The 19,405-nt window shown below is 32.9% G+C and carries 17 protein-coding genes and 2 pseudogenes; all 19 read left to right on the forward strand.

Annotated features, from left to right (window positions below):
- Nucleotides 1–2: 2 nt before the first annotated feature.
- The 19 genes and pseudogenes from recD2 to yqeH all read left to right on the forward strand — a co-directional run bounded on the left by recD2 (nucleotide 3) and on the right by yqeH (nucleotide 19,394).
- Nucleotides 3–2,473 (forward strand): annotated as a pseudogene (gene recD2 / locus EL082_RS05705) (SF1B family DNA helicase RecD2).
- Between the two features lie 374 nt (nucleotides 2,474–2,847).
- Nucleotides 2,848–5,479 (forward strand): annotated as a pseudogene (gene alaS, locus EL082_RS05710) (alanine--tRNA ligase).
- 61 nt (nucleotides 5,480–5,540) lie between these two features.
- Nucleotides 5,541–5,801, forward strand: coding sequence for an IreB family regulatory phosphoprotein (locus EL082_RS05715; RefSeq protein ID WP_002451822.1), 261 nt, complete (start codon nucleotides 5,541–5,543; stop codon nucleotides 5,799–5,801).
- Nucleotides 5,802–5,807: 6 nt separating this feature from the next.
- On the forward strand, nucleotides 5,808–6,236 hold the full coding sequence (ruvX, locus tag EL082_RS05720) for a Holliday junction resolvase RuvX (protein ID WP_002466731.1): 429 nt from the start codon (nucleotides 5,808–5,810) through the stop codon (nucleotides 6,234–6,236).
- Nucleotides 6,237–6,248: 12 nt separating this feature from the next.
- Entirely contained in the window at nucleotides 6,249–6,557 is a 309-nt protein-coding gene (locus EL082_RS05725; RefSeq protein WP_002466733.1) for a DUF1292 domain-containing protein, read from the forward strand.
- A 324-nt stretch (nucleotides 6,558–6,881) separates the two neighbouring features.
- Nucleotides 6,882–7,520, forward strand: coding sequence for an O-methyltransferase (locus EL082_RS05730; protein ID WP_373364741.1), 639 nt, complete (start codon nucleotides 6,882–6,884; stop codon nucleotides 7,518–7,520).
- A gap of 2 nt (nucleotides 7,521–7,522) precedes the next feature.
- Nucleotides 7,523–8,446 (forward strand): peptidase U32 family protein, encoded by a 924-nt coding sequence (locus tag EL082_RS05735; protein ID WP_019235934.1) that lies wholly within the window; start codon nucleotides 7,523–7,525, stop codon nucleotides 8,444–8,446.
- Between the two features lie 11 nt (nucleotides 8,447–8,457).
- Nucleotides 8,458–9,726 (forward strand): peptidase U32 family protein, encoded by a 1,269-nt coding sequence (locus EL082_RS05740; protein ID WP_015364946.1) that lies wholly within the window; start codon nucleotides 8,458–8,460, stop codon nucleotides 9,724–9,726.
- The gene (udk, locus tag EL082_RS05745) at nucleotides 9,726–10,349 is read left to right on the forward strand and encodes a uridine kinase (protein ID WP_002466211.1); all 624 of its coding nucleotides are present in this window, start codon (nucleotides 9,726–9,728) and stop codon (nucleotides 10,347–10,349) included. Before EL082_RS05740 ends, udk begins: the two co-directional genes overlap by 1 nt.
- A 26-nt stretch (nucleotides 10,350–10,375) precedes the next feature.
- Entirely contained in the window at nucleotides 10,376–10,852 is a 477-nt protein-coding gene (greA, locus tag EL082_RS05750; RefSeq protein ID WP_002451829.1) for a transcription elongation factor GreA, read from the forward strand.
- A gap of 327 nt (nucleotides 10,853–11,179) precedes the next feature.
- Nucleotides 11,180–11,911, forward strand: coding sequence for a 5-oxoprolinase subunit PxpB (gene pxpB, locus EL082_RS05755; RefSeq protein WP_002466221.1), 732 nt, complete (start codon nucleotides 11,180–11,182; stop codon nucleotides 11,909–11,911).
- Entirely contained in the window at nucleotides 11,901–12,905 is a 1,005-nt protein-coding gene (locus EL082_RS05760; RefSeq protein WP_015364947.1) for a 5-oxoprolinase subunit C family protein, read from the forward strand. The genes pxpB and EL082_RS05760 overlap by 11 nt, the downstream gene beginning before the upstream one ends.
- Nucleotides 12,906–12,909: 4 nt before the next feature.
- Nucleotides 12,910–13,356: an acetyl-CoA carboxylase biotin carboxyl carrier protein gene (locus tag EL082_RS05765; protein WP_015364948.1), complete on the forward strand. Its 447-nt coding sequence runs from the start codon at nucleotides 12,910–12,912 to the stop codon at nucleotides 13,354–13,356.
- Between the two features lie 13 nt (nucleotides 13,357–13,369).
- Nucleotides 13,370–14,731, forward strand: coding sequence for an acetyl-CoA carboxylase biotin carboxylase subunit (locus EL082_RS05770; protein ID WP_026088916.1), 1,362 nt, complete (start codon nucleotides 13,370–13,372; stop codon nucleotides 14,729–14,731).
- Nucleotides 14,731–15,483, forward strand: a complete 753-nt coding sequence (pxpA, locus tag EL082_RS05775; protein WP_049415796.1) for a 5-oxoprolinase subunit PxpA — start codon at nucleotides 14,731–14,733, stop codon at nucleotides 15,481–15,483. Before EL082_RS05770 ends, pxpA begins: the two co-directional genes overlap by 1 nt.
- A gap of 11 nt (nucleotides 15,484–15,494) precedes the next feature.
- Complete coding sequence (locus EL082_RS05780) at nucleotides 15,495–16,730, forward strand: NRAMP family divalent metal transporter (RefSeq protein ID WP_002466218.1); 1,236 nt, start codon at nucleotides 15,495–15,497, stop codon at nucleotides 16,728–16,730.
- 324 nt (nucleotides 16,731–17,054) lie between these two features.
- A complete protein-coding gene (gene mtnN / locus EL082_RS05785) occupies nucleotides 17,055–17,741 on the forward strand; it encodes a 5'-methylthioadenosine/S-adenosylhomocysteine nucleosidase (RefSeq protein WP_002466220.1) in 687 nt (228 codons plus the stop codon).
- A 24-nt stretch (nucleotides 17,742–17,765) separates the two neighbouring features.
- Complete coding sequence (locus EL082_RS05790; RefSeq protein ID WP_002466212.1) at nucleotides 17,766–18,293, forward strand: YqeG family HAD IIIA-type phosphatase; 528 nt, start codon at nucleotides 17,766–17,768, stop codon at nucleotides 18,291–18,293.
- Nucleotides 18,294–19,394, forward strand: a complete 1,101-nt coding sequence (gene yqeH, locus EL082_RS05795) for a ribosome biogenesis GTPase YqeH (RefSeq protein ID WP_002466210.1) — start codon at nucleotides 18,294–18,296, stop codon at nucleotides 19,392–19,394.
- Nucleotides 19,395–19,405: the final 11 nt, after the last annotated feature.

The following is a 19,405-nucleotide window of genomic DNA, read 5'->3' on the forward strand; positions in this document are numbered from 1 at the left end:
CAATGACTGACCCTACACTATTTGATTATTCAATGATTAAAGGTACTGTCGAAACTATTTTATTTCAAAATAGTGATAATTTTTATACTGTTTTAAAAGTGGATACAATTGAGACTAATGAATCATTTGATACGATGCCAACAGTAGTAGGGTTTCTTCCCAATGTTGTCGAAGGGGACGTTTATACGTTTAAGGGTCAAACAGTAGAACATCCTCGTTATGGGAAACAACTAAAAGCAGAAACATTTGAAAAAGAATTACCACAGACTAAAGATGCGATCATCAGTTATTTATCCAGTGATTTATTCAAAGGTATCGGTAAAAAAACTGCGCAAAATATAGTGAATACTTTAGGAGAAAATGCAATAAACGATATTTTGAATGATGCAAGTGTGCTTGAAAAAGTTCCAAGTTTACCTAAGAAGAAACAAAAACAAATTGCTGAACAAATCGCTTCTAATCAAGAATCAGAGAAAGTAATGATTCGATTACATGATTTAGGTTTCGGCCCTAAATTAGCAAGTTCAATTTATCAATATTATGGTGCAGAAACATTAAATGTTCTAGATAAAAACCCTTACCAACTTGTGTATGACATCAAGGGAATTGGCTTTAGTAAAGCAGACCAACTAGCACAAAAAATAGGTATTCAATTTGATGCACCTGAACGAATAAAGGCAGGTTTGTTATTTACATTAGAAGAAGAATGTATTAAACAAGGTCATACATATATGCCTCATGATCAAATCATTGAAGCAACATACAACGTCTTAACGCAAAATAGTAATCATGATGATAATCAAATAAAACAAGAACACATTCATCGAATGTTATTAGAGCTAAATGAAGAGAAAAGAATCATAGTTGATAATGAAAAAGTATCTATACCAAGTTTATATTATTCAGAATTGAAAAGTGTTCAAAATTTATACCGAATCAAAACGCATACTAGCAAGTTGAAAGAGATAGAACAATCTGATTTACAAATTCATATTGGTGAAATAGAAACGAGCAATGAAGTAAGCTATGCAGAATCACAAAAGGAAGCTTTACAGACAGCTATCAATTCTAAAGTAATGTTATTGACAGGTGGTCCTGGTACAGGTAAAACTACTGTGATCAAAGGGATTGTTGAATTGTATGCAGAAGTTCATGGAATTTCTTTAGATTATGATGATTATCAGGAAGACGATTATCCTGTAGTTTTAGCAGCACCAACCGGTCGTGCATCGAAAAGATTACAAGAGTCAACTGGATTAGAGGCTATGACGATACATCGATTGATTGGTTGGAATCAAGACACACAACCAGAAGATATACTGGATAATGAAATTAATGCACGTCTCATCATTATTGATGAGATGTCTATGGTAGATACTTGGCTATTTCACCAATTTCTGAGTGCCGTACCTTTAGATGCTCAAATTATTCTAGTGGGTGATGAAGATCAATTACCTTCTGTAGGCCCTGGTCAGGTGTTTAAAGATTTAATTGATTCTAAAACCATACCAAGAGTCAATTTAACAGAAGTTTATCGCCAACAAGATGGATCTAGTATTATTGAACTAGCTCATCGAATGAAACTGGGACAACCTATTGATATTACACAACGATTTCATGATCGAAGTTTTATCAATTGTGGTACAGATCAAATTCTAACAGTTGTCGAGAAAGTAGTTAATAGTGCTGTTAATAAAGGCTATGATATGAGCGATATCCAAGTGCTTGCCCCAATGTATAAAGGGAATGCAGGTATTAAACGATTAAACCAAATATTACAAACCATCTTAAATCCAAAGAAAAAGATACTAGAGAAATTGAGTTTGGTGATGTCGTATTTAGAAAAGGCGATAAAGTATTACAATTAGTTAACCGTCCGAATGATAATATATTTAACGGCGATATTGGTGTGATTGTCGGTATATTTTGGGCTAAGGAAAATGCTTTAAATAAAGATGTCTTAGTCGTTGATTTTGAAGGAAATGAAATAACATTTACGCGCCAAGATTTACTCGAATTAACACATGCATATTGTACTTCTATTCATAAATCACAAGGTTCAGAGTTTCCGATTGTGATTATGCCTATAGTTAAACAATATTTTAGAATGTTGCAGCGTCCAATATTATATACAGGATTAACACGTGCGAAACAATCTTTAGTTCTATTAGGTGATCCACAGGCATTTGATATTGGTTTAAATACAAATGGACAGAAAAGATTAACACAATTATACGATATACTGAGCCAATACTTTAAAGAAAGTAAAATAGAAGACCATGAGAATGCAAATCTTCAAGACCAACATCAAGATATTCAAGTTGTAAACTTTGAGGATAAGCAAAGTAATGTAAAAGATCAAACTACATCCGATACATCAATGAGTATTGAATTATCTGAAGACACAATTTATCAAATTGATCCTATGATAAATATGGGAGAAATGTCCCCATATGACTTTGCTAAACGTTGACAATTGAAACCAATAAAATTAAAATAAACTTAAGTTCGCATAAAGATGAGTAGACAATTTTTAATATTAAGAGATGTACTGGTTGGTGAAAAGTACAATTAAAATTGTTGAACGCTACTTTGTGTCAATTTAATCATGAGACTAAAGTGATAAGAAACGGTTAGCATAATATAATCCTTTATTCTGGATTATCAAATTGCTATTTTCTATAAATGCAGTATTGATACTAACCCAACATCTTATAACTAGGGTGGTACCGCGACAACGTTCGTCCCTTTTTGAGGATGAGCGTTTTTTGTTTACATTTAAACAATAGAAACAGTTATACATTATTTGCTATTAGCTCATAAATTAAATTCAGGGAGTGTAAGTGGATGAAAAATTTAAAAGCAAGTGAAATTAGACAAAAGTATTTAGATTTCTTCGTTGAAAAAGGGCATATGGTTGAACCATCAGCACCATTAGTACCTATCGATGATGATAGTTTACTATGGATAAACTCAGGTGTTGCTACGTTAAAAAAATATTTTGATGGTAGAGAAACACCAAAAAAACCAAGAATTGTTAACTCACAAAAAGCGATTCGTACAAATGATATCGAAAATGTTGGTTTTACAGCAAGACACCATACTTTCTTTGAAATGTTAGGTAATTTCTCAATTGGTGACTATTTTAAAAACGAAGCGATAGAATTTGCATGGGAATTCTTAACTAGTGAAAAATGGATGGGTATGGAACCAGAAAAGTTATATGTAACGATTCATCCAGAAGATGTAGAAGCATATAAAATTTGGAATGAGAAAATTGGCTTAGAAGAAAGTCGTATTATAAGAATAGAAGGTAACTTCTGGGATATCGGTGAAGGACCTTCAGGACCCAATACTGAAATATTCTATGATCGTGGTGCAGACTTCGGTAAAGATGATCCAGAGGAAGAAATGTATCCTGGCGGTGAGAATGAACGTTACTTAGAAGTTTGGAATTTAGTATTCAGTGAATTTAATCATAATAAAGACCACTCATATACACCATTACCTAATAAAAATATTGATACTGGCATGGGATTAGAACGTATGACGTCTATCTCACAAAATGTACGTACTAACTATGAAACAGATTTATTTATGCCAATTATTAATGAGGTTGAACAAGTTTCTGGTAAAACATATCTGCAAAATATTGATCAAGATGTAGCGTTTAAAGTTATTGCTGATCACATTAGAACAATTTCATTTGCGATAGCGGATGGCGCATTACCTGCAAATGAAGGACGCGGATATGTATTACGTCGATTATTAAGAAGAGCTGTTCGTTTCAGTCAAACATTGGGAATTAATGAACCATTTATGTATAAATTAGTTGATATTGTTGCTGAAATTATGGAACCATATTATCCAAATGTGAAAGAGAAAAGTGAATTCATTAAACGTGTAATCAAATCTGAAGAGGAAAGATTCCATGAAACACTTGAAGAAGGTTTAGCAATTTTAAATGGCTTCATTAGTCAAGCTAAAGAAGGAAATCAAGAAATCAATGGTAAAGATGCGTTTAAACTTTATGATACTTATGGTTTCCCCAATCGAACTTACTGAAGAATTAGCAACTCAAGAAGGTTTAACAGTTGATATGACAACTTTTGAAGCGGAGATGCAACAACAACGAGATAGAGCACGTCAAGCACGTCAAAATTCACAATCAATGCAAGTTCAAAGTGAAGTATTAAAGAACATTACTACTGAAAGTCATTTTGTTGGTTATAATACAACAGATTATCAAACAGAATTGATTCATTTAATTCAAAATGGTGAAGAAGTTGATAAAGCGGATACTGGAGAAACGATTTACTTTATGCTAAAAGATACACCATTTTATGCAGTAAGTGGTGGACAAGTTGCTGATAAAGGTACCGTAAGCAATGATCATTTTGAAATTGCTGTAACTGAGGTAACTAAAGCACCAAATGGTCAAAACTTGCACAAAGGTACAATACAATTTGGACAAGTTACTAAAGGAGCTGAAGTAGATGCTAGTGTCAATAAAGACGAGCGTCGTTCTATTCAAAAAAATCATAGCGCGACACATTTATTACATGCAGCATTAAAAGAAGTTTTAGGCGATCATGTTAATCAAGCAGGCTCATTAGTCGAACCTAATCGTTTGAGATTTGACTTCTCACATTTTGGTCAAATGACTCAAGATGAAATCAACCAAGTTGAAAGATGTGTTAATGAAGAGATTTGGAGAGGTATTGACGTTCGAATTCAAGAAATGAATATTGATGAAGCAAAAGCAATGGGTGCGATGGCTTTATTCGGTGAAAAATACGGCGATGTTGTAAGAGTAGTAAATATGGCTCCATTTTCTATTGAATTATGTGGTGGTATTCACGTAGAGAATACAGCGGAAATAGGATTATTCAAAATAGTAAGTGAATCTGGTACTGGTGCTGGAGTAAGACGTATAGAAGCCTTAACTGGTAAAGCAGCATTCTTATACCTAGAACATATTCAAGAACAATTTAACTTAGTTAAAGATTTAGTTAAAGTCAAAACTGATGATCAAGTTGTAGATAAGATCACACAAATTCAAGATGAAGAAAAATCATTAATTAAACAATTAGAGCAAAGAGATAAAGAAATTACATCACTTAAAATGGGCAATATTGAAGAACAAGTTGAAACAATTAATGGGTTAAAAGTATTAGCAACAGAAGTAGATGTGCCAAATGCTAAGGCAATTCGCTCAACAATGGATGACTTTAAGTCTAAATTACAAGATACTGTGATTATTCTTGCAAGTAACGTAGATGGTAAAGTATCTATCATTGCTACTGTGCCGAAAGACCAAACTGACAAAATTAAAGCTGGTGACATTATTAAAAATATGGCACCAATTGTAGGTGGTAAAGGTGGTGGCCGTCCAGATATGGCACAAGGTGGCGGAACACAACCAGAGAACATCACAGAATCATTACGCTTTATTAAAGATTACATTAAAAATATATAATTTAATCATAACTTCGTGTAGAATAAAATAGAATCAATTTATGAATTGAAGGAGTGACGATATGGAAAACTTTGATAAAACAATGAAATTCAAATATGAAGATATTCCAGAAGAAGATGTCAAATCAGTATTAGAAAATGTCCACCGAACTTTAGAAGAAAGAGGCTATAATGCCGTCAATCAAATCGTAGGATATCTACTATCAGGCGATCCGGCCTATATTCCACGTCAAAATGAAGCTAGAAATCAAATACGTCACATTGACAGAGATGTGATTATGGAAGAACTTGTTTCAAATTATTTATCTGAGTCTAAAGAATAACTATATATGTTAAAACATAAAATACTCGGATTAGACGTAGGTAGCAAAACTGTAGGTATAGCGATTAGTGATTTAATGGGTTGGACTGCTCAAGGTTTAGACACACTCCGTATCGATGAAAATAATAATGAATTAGGTATCGATCAACTCGTAGACATCATTAAGAAACATGGCGTTGGTACAGTAGTTATCGGATTACCTAAAAACATGAACAATTCTATTGGATTTCGTGGAGAAGCTTCGTTACAATACAAAGAGAAACTACAAGAAGCGTTACCATCTATAGAAATTATTATGTGGGACGAGCGATTAAGTACAATGGCTGCTGAAAAGTCATTACTTGAAGCAGATGTTTCAAGGCAAAAAAGAAAAAAAGTAATAGATAAAATGGCCGCAGTATTTATATTACAAGGCTATTTAGATTCTATTTCATAAAGGAGAAATAAAATGACTGAACATAATCACGATACAGAATTAAATATTAATAATGAAGAGGAACTTTTAACATTATATGATGAAGAAGGAAATGAAGTACTTTATCGTAAAATGTTAGAATTCTATCACCCTGAATTTAAAAAAGAATATGTTGTGTTAGCCGAAGAAGGTGCACAAACAGATGAAGATGATATGATTGAACTAGTACCAATGATTAATGAACCTGATGAATCAGGTGATGGTGGTAAATTAGTTCCAATCGAAACAGACGAAGAATGGGACATGATTGAAGAAGTAGTTAATACTGAAATTGATGAATAAGTACTAGAATAATAAAGTTAAAATACGCCTTATGTGAAGACATCAACATGTCAAAGCATAAGGCGTTTTTATCATTAATAAACTTATTCTAAAATTTTAACTTTGAGTCGTACCATTAAGATTTATACTTATAATCACGCTGAAATTATGGTAAAATATTTAGAGTTAAATATTATATGCATCGTTTTAATATACAACGGTTATATATTTGTGCGTTGTTGTAATCAGTCAAATTCATTGATTTATACTTTAAATCAATACATAGGCTGATTTATTTTATTGCCTTATAAATTTGTAGTTATTTTACACAAAGGAAGTCGTTTTATAATGAATACAAATCATTCATATATTCTTAATCTGCATAAAATTAATGACAATCATATAGAAGCCTTAAGAGAATATGCAGTTAATCATCAAGTACCTATCGTCGATCGAAATACATTAGAAATGATTAAACAAATCATTCGTATAAATCATACAACTCGTATTCTTGAAATTGGTACAGCAATTGGATATAGCGCCATGCAATTCGCTTCAGTATCGGACGATATTCAAGTAACTACAATCGAAAGAAATTCAGAAATGATACATCAAGCTAAATCAAATATTTCAAATAATCATTATTCTCATCGAATACGTCTTATTGAGGGAGATGCTTTAGAGCAATTCGATAAAATTAAAGATCAAACATTCGATATGTTATTTATCGATGCAGCAAAAGCACAATCAAAGAAATTTTTTGAGTTATACACTCCCTTACTTAGAGAAGGTGGCATTGTCATTACTGATAATGTACTTTACCATGGCTTTGTTTCAGACATAGATATTGTAAGATCAAGAAACGTACGACAAATGGTAAAAAAAGTTCAACAATTTAATGAGTGGTTAATGCAACAAGATGACTATACAACAAACTTTTTAAATATGGATGATGGATTAGCAATTTCAATAAAAGGAGAATGACTATGCCAGAATTACTAGTTACTCCTAAGTCACTAACACATATGGAAACACTAATAGACATAGGTGCGGATGCATTTGTTATTGGTGAACAAAAATTTGGTTTACGACTTCCAGGAGAATTTAATCGTGAAGATATGACAAAAGCTGTAACAATAGCACACAACAATAATAAAAAAGTGTACGCCGCAGTTAATGGTTTATTCCATAATTATCATTTAGCTGCATTAGAAGATTATATTCAATTTTTACATGAAATACGGGTGGATAGAATTATTTTTGGTGATCCAGCAGTTGTGATGTATGTAAAACAACAGTCCAATCCAATTCCATTACATTGGGATGCTGAGACATTAGTCACTAATTATTTCCAATGTAATTATTGGGGGAAAAAGGGAGCAACTAGAGCCGTCTTAGCAAGAGAATTAAGTCTTGAAGAAATTCTCAATATAAAAGCGCATGCCGACGTTGAAATCGAAGTCCAAGTGCACGGTATGACTTGCATGTTCCAATCAAAAAGAATGTTATTAGGTAATTATTACACATTCCAAGACAGACAAATGAAAATTCAACGTAGTGATAATCAAAATGATTTATTACTATATGATGAAGAACGTGAAAATAAATACCCGGTATTTGAAGATTACAATGGCACGCATATTATGTCTCCAAATGATATATGCCTTATAGAGGAATTAGAACCATTTTTTGAAGCAGGCATTGATGCATTTAAAATAGATGGTATTTTACAAACTGAAGAATATATAAACGTTGTCACACAACAATATCGTGAAGCAATTGATCTTTATAATGAAGACCCTGAGACATATGAAGATGAAAAATTTATGCTTGTAGACCCAATCGAAGAGATTCAACCAGAACATCGTCCATTTGATGAAGGTTTCTTATTTAAGCATACAGTATATTAGGAGGCTGAATCATGAAAACATTAGAAGACATTAAAGGTGCTTCAAAAACTAAAATGAAGATGCCAGAATTACTTGCTCCAGCTGGTAACTTAGAAAAATTAAAAATTGCAGTACATTACGGTGCAGATGCAGTATTTTTAGGCGGACAAGAATATGGCTTAAGATCAAATGCTGATAATTTTACTATGGATGAAATCGCTGAAGGCGTAGAATTTGCAAATCGATATGGCGCAAAAATATATGTTACAACGAATATTATTGCACATGATGATAATATGGAAGGCTTAGATGACTATTTAATGAACCTTGAAGCTACAGGAGCTACAGGGATAATTGTTGCTGATCCACTAATTATTGAAACATGCAAAAAAGTAGCGCCAAAGTTAGAAATACACTTATCTACTCAACAATCATTATCTAATTACAAAGCAGTTGAATTTTGGAAAGAAGAAGGTCTTGACCGAGTTGTTTTAGCACGTGAGACTGGTGCGATGGAAATGAAAGAGATGAAAGAGAAAGTTGATATTGAAATTGAAGCCTTTATTCATGGAGCGATGTGTATTGCGTATTCAGGAAGATGTACATTAAGTAATCATATGACTGCACGTGATTCTAACAGAGGTGGTTGTTGTCAAAGTTGCCGTTGGGACTATGATTTATTACAAGTAGACGATGATGGAGAATTAGATCTATTTTATGAAGATGGTGAAGTAGTTCCATTTGCAATGAGTCCTAAAGATTTAAAATTAATCGAATCTATTCCACAAATGATGGATTTAGGTGTCGATTCATTAAAAATAGAAGGACGAATGAAATCAATTCATTATATAGCAACTGTTGTCTCTGTTTATCGTAAAGTCATTGATGCTTATGCTGAAGACCCAGAACATTTCACAATTAATCCAGAATGGTTAATCGAATTAGATAAATGTGCTAATAGAGATACAGCACCTGCCTTTTTTGAAGGTACACCAGGTTATGAAGAGCAAATGTTTGGAGAACAACAATCTAAAAAATCACCATATGATTTTTGTGGCTTAGTATTAGACTACGATGAAGCAACGCAAATCGCTACTATCCAACAAAGAAATAACTTTAAACCAGGACAAGAAATTGAATTCTTTGGGCCTGAAATAGAAAGCTTTAAACAAATTGTAGATACAATTTATGATGAAGAAGGCAATCAACTTGATGCTGCACGTCATCCATTGCAAATTGTACAAATTAAAGTCGATCGTCCAATCTTTGCGAACAACATGATGAGAAAGGAAATCGGGTAATGACACAAACGACGATTATAGGGATTGCTGGAGGCTCTGGTTCTGGTAAAACAACTGTCACAAATGAAATTATGAAAAATCTAGAAGGTCATAGTATTGCATTATTAGCGCAAGACTATTATTATAAAGACCAATCACATTTAACTTTTGAAGAGCGTTTGGAGACAAACTATGATCATCCATTTGCATTTGATAACGATTTGTTAATTCAAAATCTTAAAGATTTAAGAAATGGTAAAGCTGTTGAAGTACCAACTTATGATTATGCAAGTCATACTAGAAGCGAACAAACAATTGCATTTGAACCTAAAGATGTTATCATCGTAGAAGGTATCTTCGCTTTAGAAAACAAGACGTTACGTGATATGATGGATGTTAAAATATATGTCGATACGGATGCAGATTTAAGAATATTACGTCGCCTAAAAAGAGACACTCATGAGCGTGGACGATCTATGGATTCAGTTATCAATCAATACTTAAATGTGGTGCGCCCTATGCACGAACAATTTATTGAACCAACTAAGAAACATGCTGACATCATTATTCCAGAAGGTGGCAGTAACAAGGTAGCCATTGATATCATGACTACTAAGATTCAATCTTTAGTTAGTAAACAATAGTATTAAAAGTAAAGGAAGATGACATAATGGAAAATCAAAAACAGTATCCAATGACACAAGAAGGATTTGAAAAGCTAGAACAAGAATTAGAAGAATTAAAAACGGTTAAAAGACCAGAAGTAGTAGAAAAAATTAAAGTTGCACGTTCATTTGGTGACTTATCTGAGAACTCCGAATATGATGCAGCAAAAGATGAACAAGGTTTTATTGAACAAGATATTCAACGTATTGAACATATGATTAGAAATGCTTTAATCATCGAAGATACTGGCGACAATAATACTGTTCAAATTGGTAAAACTGTGACTTTTGTTGAATTACCAGGTGATGAAGAAGAAAGTTACCAGATTGTGGGTTCTGCCGAAGCAGATGCTTTCAAAGGTAAAATTTCAAATGAATCTCCAATGGCATCAGCATTAATCGGTAAATCATTAGATGATGAAGTCCGCGTACCATTACCAAATGGTGGAGAAATGAACGTTAAAATTGTTGATATTAAATAATTAAAATAGTTATAAACATTGCAAGCATTGTTATTTTACAATGCTTGCTTTTTTATGTGGAAAAATACTTAATCTATACTTCGATTTTAGTTTGAGCAATAGAAAATGACATAATTAATAGCGACAAAAACAAAAGATTATGATTAAATAGAATATAGAAAATTTTGTATAATTAGTTTTATTGTTGAAATGAGCAATTTTTTGTTTATAGGGACAAATTGGTTATTAACAATAATTCGAATTACTTATTAAACATATATACAATGAAAATGATACAATAGAATGGTACAACAACTAAGTCCTATATAAAGGGGAGGAATTGGTAAGTTGGAAACAAGATTGATTAATGAACAATCACTAATGATTTATTTCGAAAATGAAATTAGTGAAAATACATATGAAAAAGTAAATAAGACAGTACAATATATTCAGAATCAAAAGCACAAGGATATTATTGATATTGTCCCATCTTACAGAGCTATTTTAATTACATTCGATAATATGAGTATCGATGGCACTAAATTGATTGAAAATTTAGAACTTAGTCAAATTTCGGACACAAATCTAAATAATCAGAATCAACGCAAGATTATTACCGTACCCGTTGTATATGGTGGAGAATTTGGTCCAGATTTAGATGAGGTTGCGTCTTATAATAATTTGACAAATGAAGAAGTGATAGATATACACACACAACAAGCTTATTTGATCTATATGCTAGGCTTTATGCCAGGGTTCCCATATTTAGGTGGATTAGATAAGCGCATTCATACACCACGTCGTTCTGAACCAAGAGTTAAGATTGACGCTGGTTCAGTAGGTATTGCAAATAACCAAACGGGGTTATATCCACTAGATTCACCGGGAGGTTGGCAAATTATTGGACGTACACCATTAAAAGTTTTTGATTTAAATAGAGATCCAATGACGATTTATGAGGCTGGCGATTATATTCAATTTAAGGCCATTACACAAAGTGAATACGACCAAATTGTATCAGATATTAATGATGAACATTTTGAAATAGATAAGTGGGTGACGTACGAAAATGAGTATTAAAATTTTGAAACCAGGTTTATTTACTACTGTTCAAGATATTGGTCGTAAAGGTTATATGAACGTTGGGTTTTCAGAAGCAGGTGCACTTGATCAGCATCATTATCAAATTGCATCTCATCTCATTGGCAATAATGGCCCAGCATTGGAGTTTACAATTATTGGTCCAACGATACAGTTTTTACAAGAGAATTCATTTACAATAGCAGGTGGTCGCTTCAATGCAACGCTCAATGGTGACGCAATCGAATCTCAGATTATATATGGTGTGAAACCAGGTGATATATTAGAGATTGGTAATGCGATCACAGGTGCTAGAGGGTATATTACGTTTGGACAACCACTTGATATACCACTAATTGCTGACAGTTATTCGACACACACAAGAAGTAAGATGGGTGGATACAAAGGACGATCTTTAAAGAAAGACGATGTTATTCAAACAATTGAGCACCCTTCTTATAAGAAAAATATTGGACGTGCTTCTCAAATTAATCTTGCAAATAAAGATAATGTAATACACATCATTGAAGGACCACAAATTGCATCATTTTCTGAGGAAGCAAAATCAAAATTAACTGAAAATGAATATGTAATTTCAGAGATGTCAGATCGTATGGGTTTCCGTCTTAAAGGAGAAAATATTGCACCTGAAGAAAGTGCCGATATTATTTCTGAGCCTGTAGCATTAGGTAGTATTCAAGTGCCTAATGATGGTAATCCTATCATTTTACTTAATGATAAACAGACTGTTGGTGGTTATACAAAAATTGCTACAGTTACACAATTAGGGTTAAATCTATTAGTTCAATTTCAACCAGGTGAGTCGATTCGCTTTAAATGGATATCAGTAGAAGAGGCTATAAATGAAACAAATCAATTTAATAAACAGTTTAAAGAAGAATTAATGAAAATAAATAGTCAGCCGCTATACGACATGAAAAGTATGAGAAGAACATCTAGAAAATTAGCGAATCTGATGAAAGGAGAATTTTAACAAAATGAATACCAAAAAAATAGAAGAGATTATTAAATTAGTAAAAGCAAATGATGTTAAAAAATTTAAATATAAGGATTTTGAAAATGAAATAGAGTTAGATTTCACAGAAGGTCAAGTTATATCTCAAGCGCCTTCCGTTTCACAAGGCCCAAGCAGTAATTCAAATCAAAATGCTCAACAAGATACACAAAGTACAGATATTCAAACTGAAGAAAATGCTATTAAATCACCTATGGTCGGAACATTCTTTTTACAAGATAGTAAAGAATTAACTGAACCACAAATTAAAGTTGGAGACAAAATTGAAAAAGGTGACGTGATAGGTTTTATAGAGGCCATGAAAGTAATGAATGAAGTGACGAGTGATATTGCTGGAGAAGTGGCTAATATTGCTGTAGAACATGGTACAAATGTTGAATATGACCAAATATTAGTGACTTTGAAGTAAGGAGGCTTACATGATGTATCGATGTTTAATTGCAAACAGAGGGGAAATTGCTGTAAGGATTATTCGTGCCTGTAGAGAAATGGGTATCGAAACCGTAGCAATTTATGCTAAAGGAGATGAAGATAGTCTTCATGTAGGGTTAGCAGATCAAGCTATATGTATTGGTGAAGCAAACCCTCTTGATAGCTATTTAAATATTCCAAGAATAATTGGAGCCGCTGAGGTAAGTGGTGCAAATGCAATACACCCAGGTTATGGCTTTTTATCAGAATCAACTTCATTTGCTGAAGCAGTTGAAGATAATAATATTCATTTTATAGGACCCAATAAAACTACTATGGAAATGATGGGAGATAAGATAACCGCTAGACAAACAGTAGATGGCGCTGGCGTACCAGTGATACCTGGATCTACTGACGAAGTAAAATCAGTAGAAGAAATTGAAGAACTTGCTAAAGATATTGGTTATCCTGTTGTTTTAAAAGCTGCTAGTGGCGGTGGTGGTAAAGGTATACGAATTGTTAAAGAACGTGAACAATTAGCTAAGGCATTCAAAGAAGCCAAAAGTGAAGGGGAAAAATATTTCAACGATAATCGTGTATATGTCGAAGCATTTATACCAGTTGCTAAACATGTTGAAGTACAAATTATTGGTGATGGTAAAGATAACTTTGTGCATTTAGGTGAACGTGACTGCTCAGTACAAAGAAAAAATCAAAAATTAATAGAAGAATCTCCATGTGCTGCACTTACAGAAGAAAGACGAGAACGAATTTGTGAAGATGCGGTTAAAGTAGCAAAAGCATCAAAATATAGAAGTGCAGGAACAATTGAATTCTTAGTTACTGAAGATGCACATTATTTCATTGAAATGAATGCGAGAATTCAAGTAGAACATACAGTAACTGAAATGCGTGCGGATAGAGATTTATTAGTCGCACAACTTTATTTATTACAACATGATGAGTTACCGTTTAAACAAGAAGATATCAGATTTAACGGTCACGTCATTGAAGCTAGAATAAATGCTGAAAATCCGGAAAAACAATTCCAACCTACACCGGGTAAAGTTAATGCTTTGCATTTACCACAAGGTTTTAACGTCAGAGTAGACTCTCTGCTTTATCCAGGTTACAAGGTTTCTCCTTACTATGATTCATTAGTAGCCAAAGTAATTGTTAAAGGTGCGGATAGAAGTAGTGCAATCCAAAAATTAAAAGTGACGTTAGATGAAATGGTCATTGACGGCTTTACAACGACTGCTGATTTCTTATATGCAGTACTCAATTATCCTGCATATGCAGATGGTGATGCTAGGAATGTAGATATAAAATTCCTAGAAAAACATCAAATTATTAAAGGGGTGACTTTATAATGCAAATAGACTTAAATTGTGACTTAGGAGAAGCATTTGGTAACTATTCTTTTGGTGGAGATAAAGACATACTTCCACTAATCACTTCAGCCAATATCGCGTGTGGATTCCATGCTGGAGATGCCAATGTGATGAATGAAACGATTCAATTAGCAAAAAGACATAACATTGGCATTGGAGCACATCCAGGTTTACCTGATTTACAAGGCTTTGGTCGTCGTAAATTAGATATGTCACCTGAAGAAGTATATAACATTGTAGTTTATCAACTAGGGGCGCTAAATGGCTTTTGTCTGATTCATGATGTGAAAATGAATCATGTAAAACCACATGGTGCATTGTACCAAATGGGTGCTAAAGATAAGTCAATTGCAAGTGCGATTGCACAAGCAGTGTATGACTTTGATAAAACGTTGGTATTTGTTGGTTTGGCTAATACATTACTCATATCAGAGGCTAAAAAATTAGGCTTAAAAACTGCATCTGAGGTTTTTGCAGACCGTCGTTATGAAGATGACGGCCAACTTGTTAGTCGTAAAGAACCTGATGCTGTGATATCTGACTCTGACGAAGCATTAAATCAAGTCGTTAAAATGGTAACAGAAAATAAAGTTATATCTAAAAATAATAAAGAAATCACACTTCAAGCAGATACGATATGCGTTCACGGCGATGGTGCGCATGCTTTAGAATTTGTAACTAAAATTAGGGAAAAATTAACGAAAGAAGGCATTGATATTCAGTCCTTATAGGGGGTTCTAATATGGGAGAAAAATTATCATCAAACAATAATGGGAAAGCAACATTCACTAGAAATCATAAAAGATTATTGCTAGGATCAGTTTTCTTAATGGCAACGTCAGCTATTGGACCTGCCTTTTTAACTCAAACGGCAGTATTTACAGCACAATTTTATGCTAGTTTCGCGTTTGCGATTTTAATTTCTATATTAATAGATATAGGTGCACAAATTAATATCTGGCGAGTTCTTGTTGTTACTGGCTTAAGAGGACAAGAGGTATCCAATAAAATTGTTCCTGGTCTTGGAACAGTTATCTCTGTTTTAATTGCATTCGGTGGATTAGCCTTTAATATTGGTAATATCGCCGGTGCAGGTCTAGGACTAAACGCTATGTTTGGTATAGATGTAAAATGGGGTGCAGCGATTACTGCTATCTTTTCAATTTTGATTTTTGTTAGTAAAAGTGGTCAAAAAATTATGGATGTCGTATCTATGATTTTAGGTGTCGTTATGATATTAATCGTAGCATATGTCATGGTTGTATCTAATCCACCATATGGAGATGCCTTGGTACATACTTTCGCACCTGAACATCCAATCAAATTAATTTTACCTATAATTACATTAGTGGGTGGAACAGTAGGTGGTTATATTACATTTGCTGGAGCACACAGAATTTTGGACTCTGGTATCAAAGGTAAAGAATTTTTACCATTTGTTAACCATTCAGCTATTGCAGGTATTTTAACTACGGGTGTGATGCGTACATTATTATTCCTAGCAGTATTAGGTGTTGTTGTAACTGGTGTTACTCTTAGTTCTGAAAACCCACCAGCGTCAGTGTTTGAACATGCTATAGGACCTATTGGGAAAAATATATTTGGTGTTGTTATTTTTGCAGCAGCAATGTCTTCAGTAATCGGTTCAGCTTATACTAGTGCTACGTTCTTAAAAACAATGCACAAATCACTTTTCAACAAGAATAATTTAATTGTTATTACATTTATAGTTATTTCAACAATCATTTTCTTATTCATTGGTAAACCTGTAAGTTTACTTATAATCGCAGGTGTGATTAACGGTTGGATTTTACCAATTACACTATCTGTCATTTTAATTGCAAGTAGAAAGAAATCGATTGTTGGCGATTATAAACACCCTACATGGATGTTAGTATTCGGTATTGTAGCTGTTATCGTTACAATTTTAACTGGTATCTTTTCATTACAAGATTTAGCAAGTTTATGGAAAGGTTAAATAATAGTTTTTGTTTAATAACTAAATAATTAATGGGCGTTAATACAATGAGGTCCTGATAAAAGTAAATAGGATTATAGATGATTAAAAAGTCAAATGTTAAAACTTTGACTTGGTATAGTTAACCTATTAAACAATCCTATTTTCGGAGAACTGTTTTGTCTCAGTTCGAGCGATGAATTACTTTGTCATGTCTCCTCATAGTATTAGCGCTTTATTTTTGTAATATATAGGTAGCGTTTTTAATGCGAGTAGTATCGTTGAAATTATGAAAATGTGATAGAATAACAAATGCTAGTATAATATAAGTAAGGTGGGACAATAATGATTGGTATTATTGGTGCAATGGAAGAAGAAGTTGCCATTTTAAAAGATAAATTAGTGAATTTAAGTGAAATTACAGTTGCACATGTTAAATTTTATACAGGTGAACTTAATCATAAAGAAGTTGTCATTACTCAAAGTGGTATAGGTAAAGTCAATGCTGCAATTTCAACAACACTACTCATCGAAAAATTTAATCCTAAATACATTATCAACACTGGTTCTGCCGGTGCATTAGATGAAAGTCTAGAAATTGGTGATGTATTGATCAGCAATGATGTGACGTATCATGATGCTGACGCTACTGCATTTGGATATGCATTAGGACAAATTCCGCAAATGCCTGAAAAATATGAAGCTAATGAACAATTATTAAGTGAAACTGTTGAAGTGGTTCAACAACAACATTTAAATGCTAAAACAGGTTTGATAGTGAGTGGCGACAGTTTTATAGGTAGTGCAGAACAACGTAAATTAATAAAATCACGATTTACAGACGCTATGGCAGTTGAAATGGAAGCAACAGCAATTGCACAAGTATGTTATCAATTTAAAGTTCCTTTTATAATCACAAGAGCAGTATCTGATTTAGCAAATGGTGAAGCGGATATGACGTTTGAGGAATTTTTAGGTAAGGCTGCAGTTTCTTCAAGTGAAATGGTAGAATTATTAGTAAAAAAATTATAATAAATGAGTAAAGGTGACAGATTAATGGGTATTATTAAAAATTATTTTATGCCTAATGCATATGTTAAATCAGTATTCGAAATAAATATAGATAAATTAGCAGACACAGGTGTAAAAGGTATTATTACAGATTTAGATAACACGTTAGTAGGTTGGGATGTTGTGGCACCTACTGAACAAATAAAGCAATGGTTCAAAGAAGCAAGAGAAAAAGGGATTCAAATTACAATCGTTTCAAATAATAATGAACAACGTGTAGGCGAATTTTCAAAAGATTTAAATGTGGATTTTATTTGTAAAGCCAGAAAACCGATGGGAAAAGCATTTAAAAAAGCAATTAGTCAAATGAATATAAAACCTAATGAAACAGTTGTCATTGGCGATCAAATGTTAACCGACGTTTTTGGTGGTAATCGTAATGGTTTATATACAATTATGGTAGTACCTGTTAAAAGAACAGATGGATTTATCACTAAATTTAATCGACTCATTGAAAGAAGATTATTAAATCACTTTAGAAAAAAAGGTTATATCAAGTGGGAGGAAAATTGATTGAGTGAAGAATTAAAATGTATAGGTTGTGGAGCACCTTTGCAATCAGAGGATAAGAATGCTCCTGGTTATGTTCCAGAACACAATTTATTTAGAGAAGATGTTATTTGTAAAAGATGTTTTCGTCTAAAAAACTATAATGAAGTTCAAGATGTGGGCATGGACAGCGATGATTTCCTTAATTTACTAACAGGTTTATCTGATAAAAAGGGTATTGTAGTAAATGTTGTAGACGTTTTTGATTTTGAAGGTTCATTTATCAATGCGATTAAGCGAATTGTAGGTAATAAAAAAATTATCTTAGTCGCTAATAAAATGGATTTACTTCCAAAACAAATTAATCATCGTCGCGTAAAAGAATGGTTGAAACGTGCCGCTAAAAAATATGGACTTGAAGCCGAAGATGTTGTACTTATTTCTGCCGAAAAAGGGCAAGGCATCGAAGACTTATTATATTCAATCAATAAGTATCGTGACCAAGAGGATGTTTATATTGTCGGTACGACTAATGTAGGCAAATCAACATTAATTAATAAACTTATCGAATTAAGTGTAGGTGAAAAAGATGTTGTTACAACATCAAGATTCCCAGGTACAACTTTGGATATGATTGATATACCATTAGATGAAAAGTCCTTTATGTTTGATACGCCAGGAATAATACAATCTCACCAAATGACTCATTTTGTAACTGAAAAAGAATTAAAATTAATTATGCCTAAAAAAGAAATAAAACAACGTGTATATCAATTAAATGAAGGCCAAACACTGTTTTTTGGTGGTTTAGCGCGAATTGATTATGTTTCAGGCGGTAAAAGACCTTTAATATGCTTCTTCTCTAATGAGCTAAACATACACCGAACAAAAACTGAAAAAGCAAATGAATTATGGAAGAATCATATTGGCGATTTATTAACACCCCCTCATGATCCTAGCCAATTTAATATGAGTGAAATGAAAGCAGTTCGTTTAGAAACTGGTAAAGAGAAAAGAGATGTAATGATTTCTGGTTTAGGCTTTATAACGATTGATGCTGGTGCAAAAGTGATTGTTAGAGTCCCTAAAAATGTAGATGTCATCTTAAGAAATTCAATTTTATAGGAGGGATAAAC

Origin of the sequence: Staphylococcus warneri (genome assembly GCF_900636385.1) — a bacterium.
In the GTDB taxonomy this organism is placed as follows: domain Bacteria; phylum Bacillota; class Bacilli; order Staphylococcales; family Staphylococcaceae; genus Staphylococcus; species Staphylococcus warneri.

What these genes read in the sequence shown, in the direction of transcription:
- EL082_RS05715 (WP_002451822.1), top strand. Translation starts at nt 5,541, where the DNA reads ATGGAAAACTTTGATAAAACAATGAAATTCAAATATGAAGATATTCCA.
- ruvX (WP_002466731.1), top strand. Translation starts at nt 5,808, where the DNA reads ATGTTAAAACATAAAATACTCGGATTAGACGTAGGTAGCAAAACTGTA.
- EL082_RS05725 (WP_002466733.1), top strand. Translation starts at nt 6,249, where the DNA reads ATGACTGAACATAATCACGATACAGAATTAAATATTAATAATGAAGAG.
- EL082_RS05735 (WP_019235934.1), top strand. Translation starts at nt 7,523, where the DNA reads ATGCCAGAATTACTAGTTACTCCTAAGTCACTAACACATATGGAAACA.
- EL082_RS05740 (WP_015364946.1), top strand. Translation starts at nt 8,458, where the DNA reads ATGAAAACATTAGAAGACATTAAAGGTGCTTCAAAAACTAAAATGAAG.
- udk (WP_002466211.1), top strand. Translation starts at nt 9,726, where the DNA reads ATGACACAAACGACGATTATAGGGATTGCTGGAGGCTCTGGTTCTGGT.
- greA (WP_002451829.1), top strand. Translation starts at nt 10,376, where the DNA reads ATGGAAAATCAAAAACAGTATCCAATGACACAAGAAGGATTTGAAAAG.
- EL082_RS05760 (WP_015364947.1), top strand. Translation starts at nt 11,901, where the DNA reads ATGAGTATTAAAATTTTGAAACCAGGTTTATTTACTACTGTTCAAGAT.
- EL082_RS05765 (WP_015364948.1), top strand. Translation starts at nt 12,910, where the DNA reads ATGAATACCAAAAAAATAGAAGAGATTATTAAATTAGTAAAAGCAAAT.
- EL082_RS05770 (WP_026088916.1), top strand. Translation starts at nt 13,370, where the DNA reads ATGTATCGATGTTTAATTGCAAACAGAGGGGAAATTGCTGTAAGGATT.
- pxpA (WP_049415796.1), top strand. Translation starts at nt 14,731, where the DNA reads ATGCAAATAGACTTAAATTGTGACTTAGGAGAAGCATTTGGTAACTAT.
- EL082_RS05780 (WP_002466218.1), top strand. Translation starts at nt 15,495, where the DNA reads ATGGGAGAAAAATTATCATCAAACAATAATGGGAAAGCAACATTCACT.
- mtnN (WP_002466220.1), top strand. Translation starts at nt 17,055, where the DNA reads ATGATTGGTATTATTGGTGCAATGGAAGAAGAAGTTGCCATTTTAAAA.
- EL082_RS05790 (WP_002466212.1), top strand. Translation starts at nt 17,766, where the DNA reads ATGGGTATTATTAAAAATTATTTTATGCCTAATGCATATGTTAAATCA.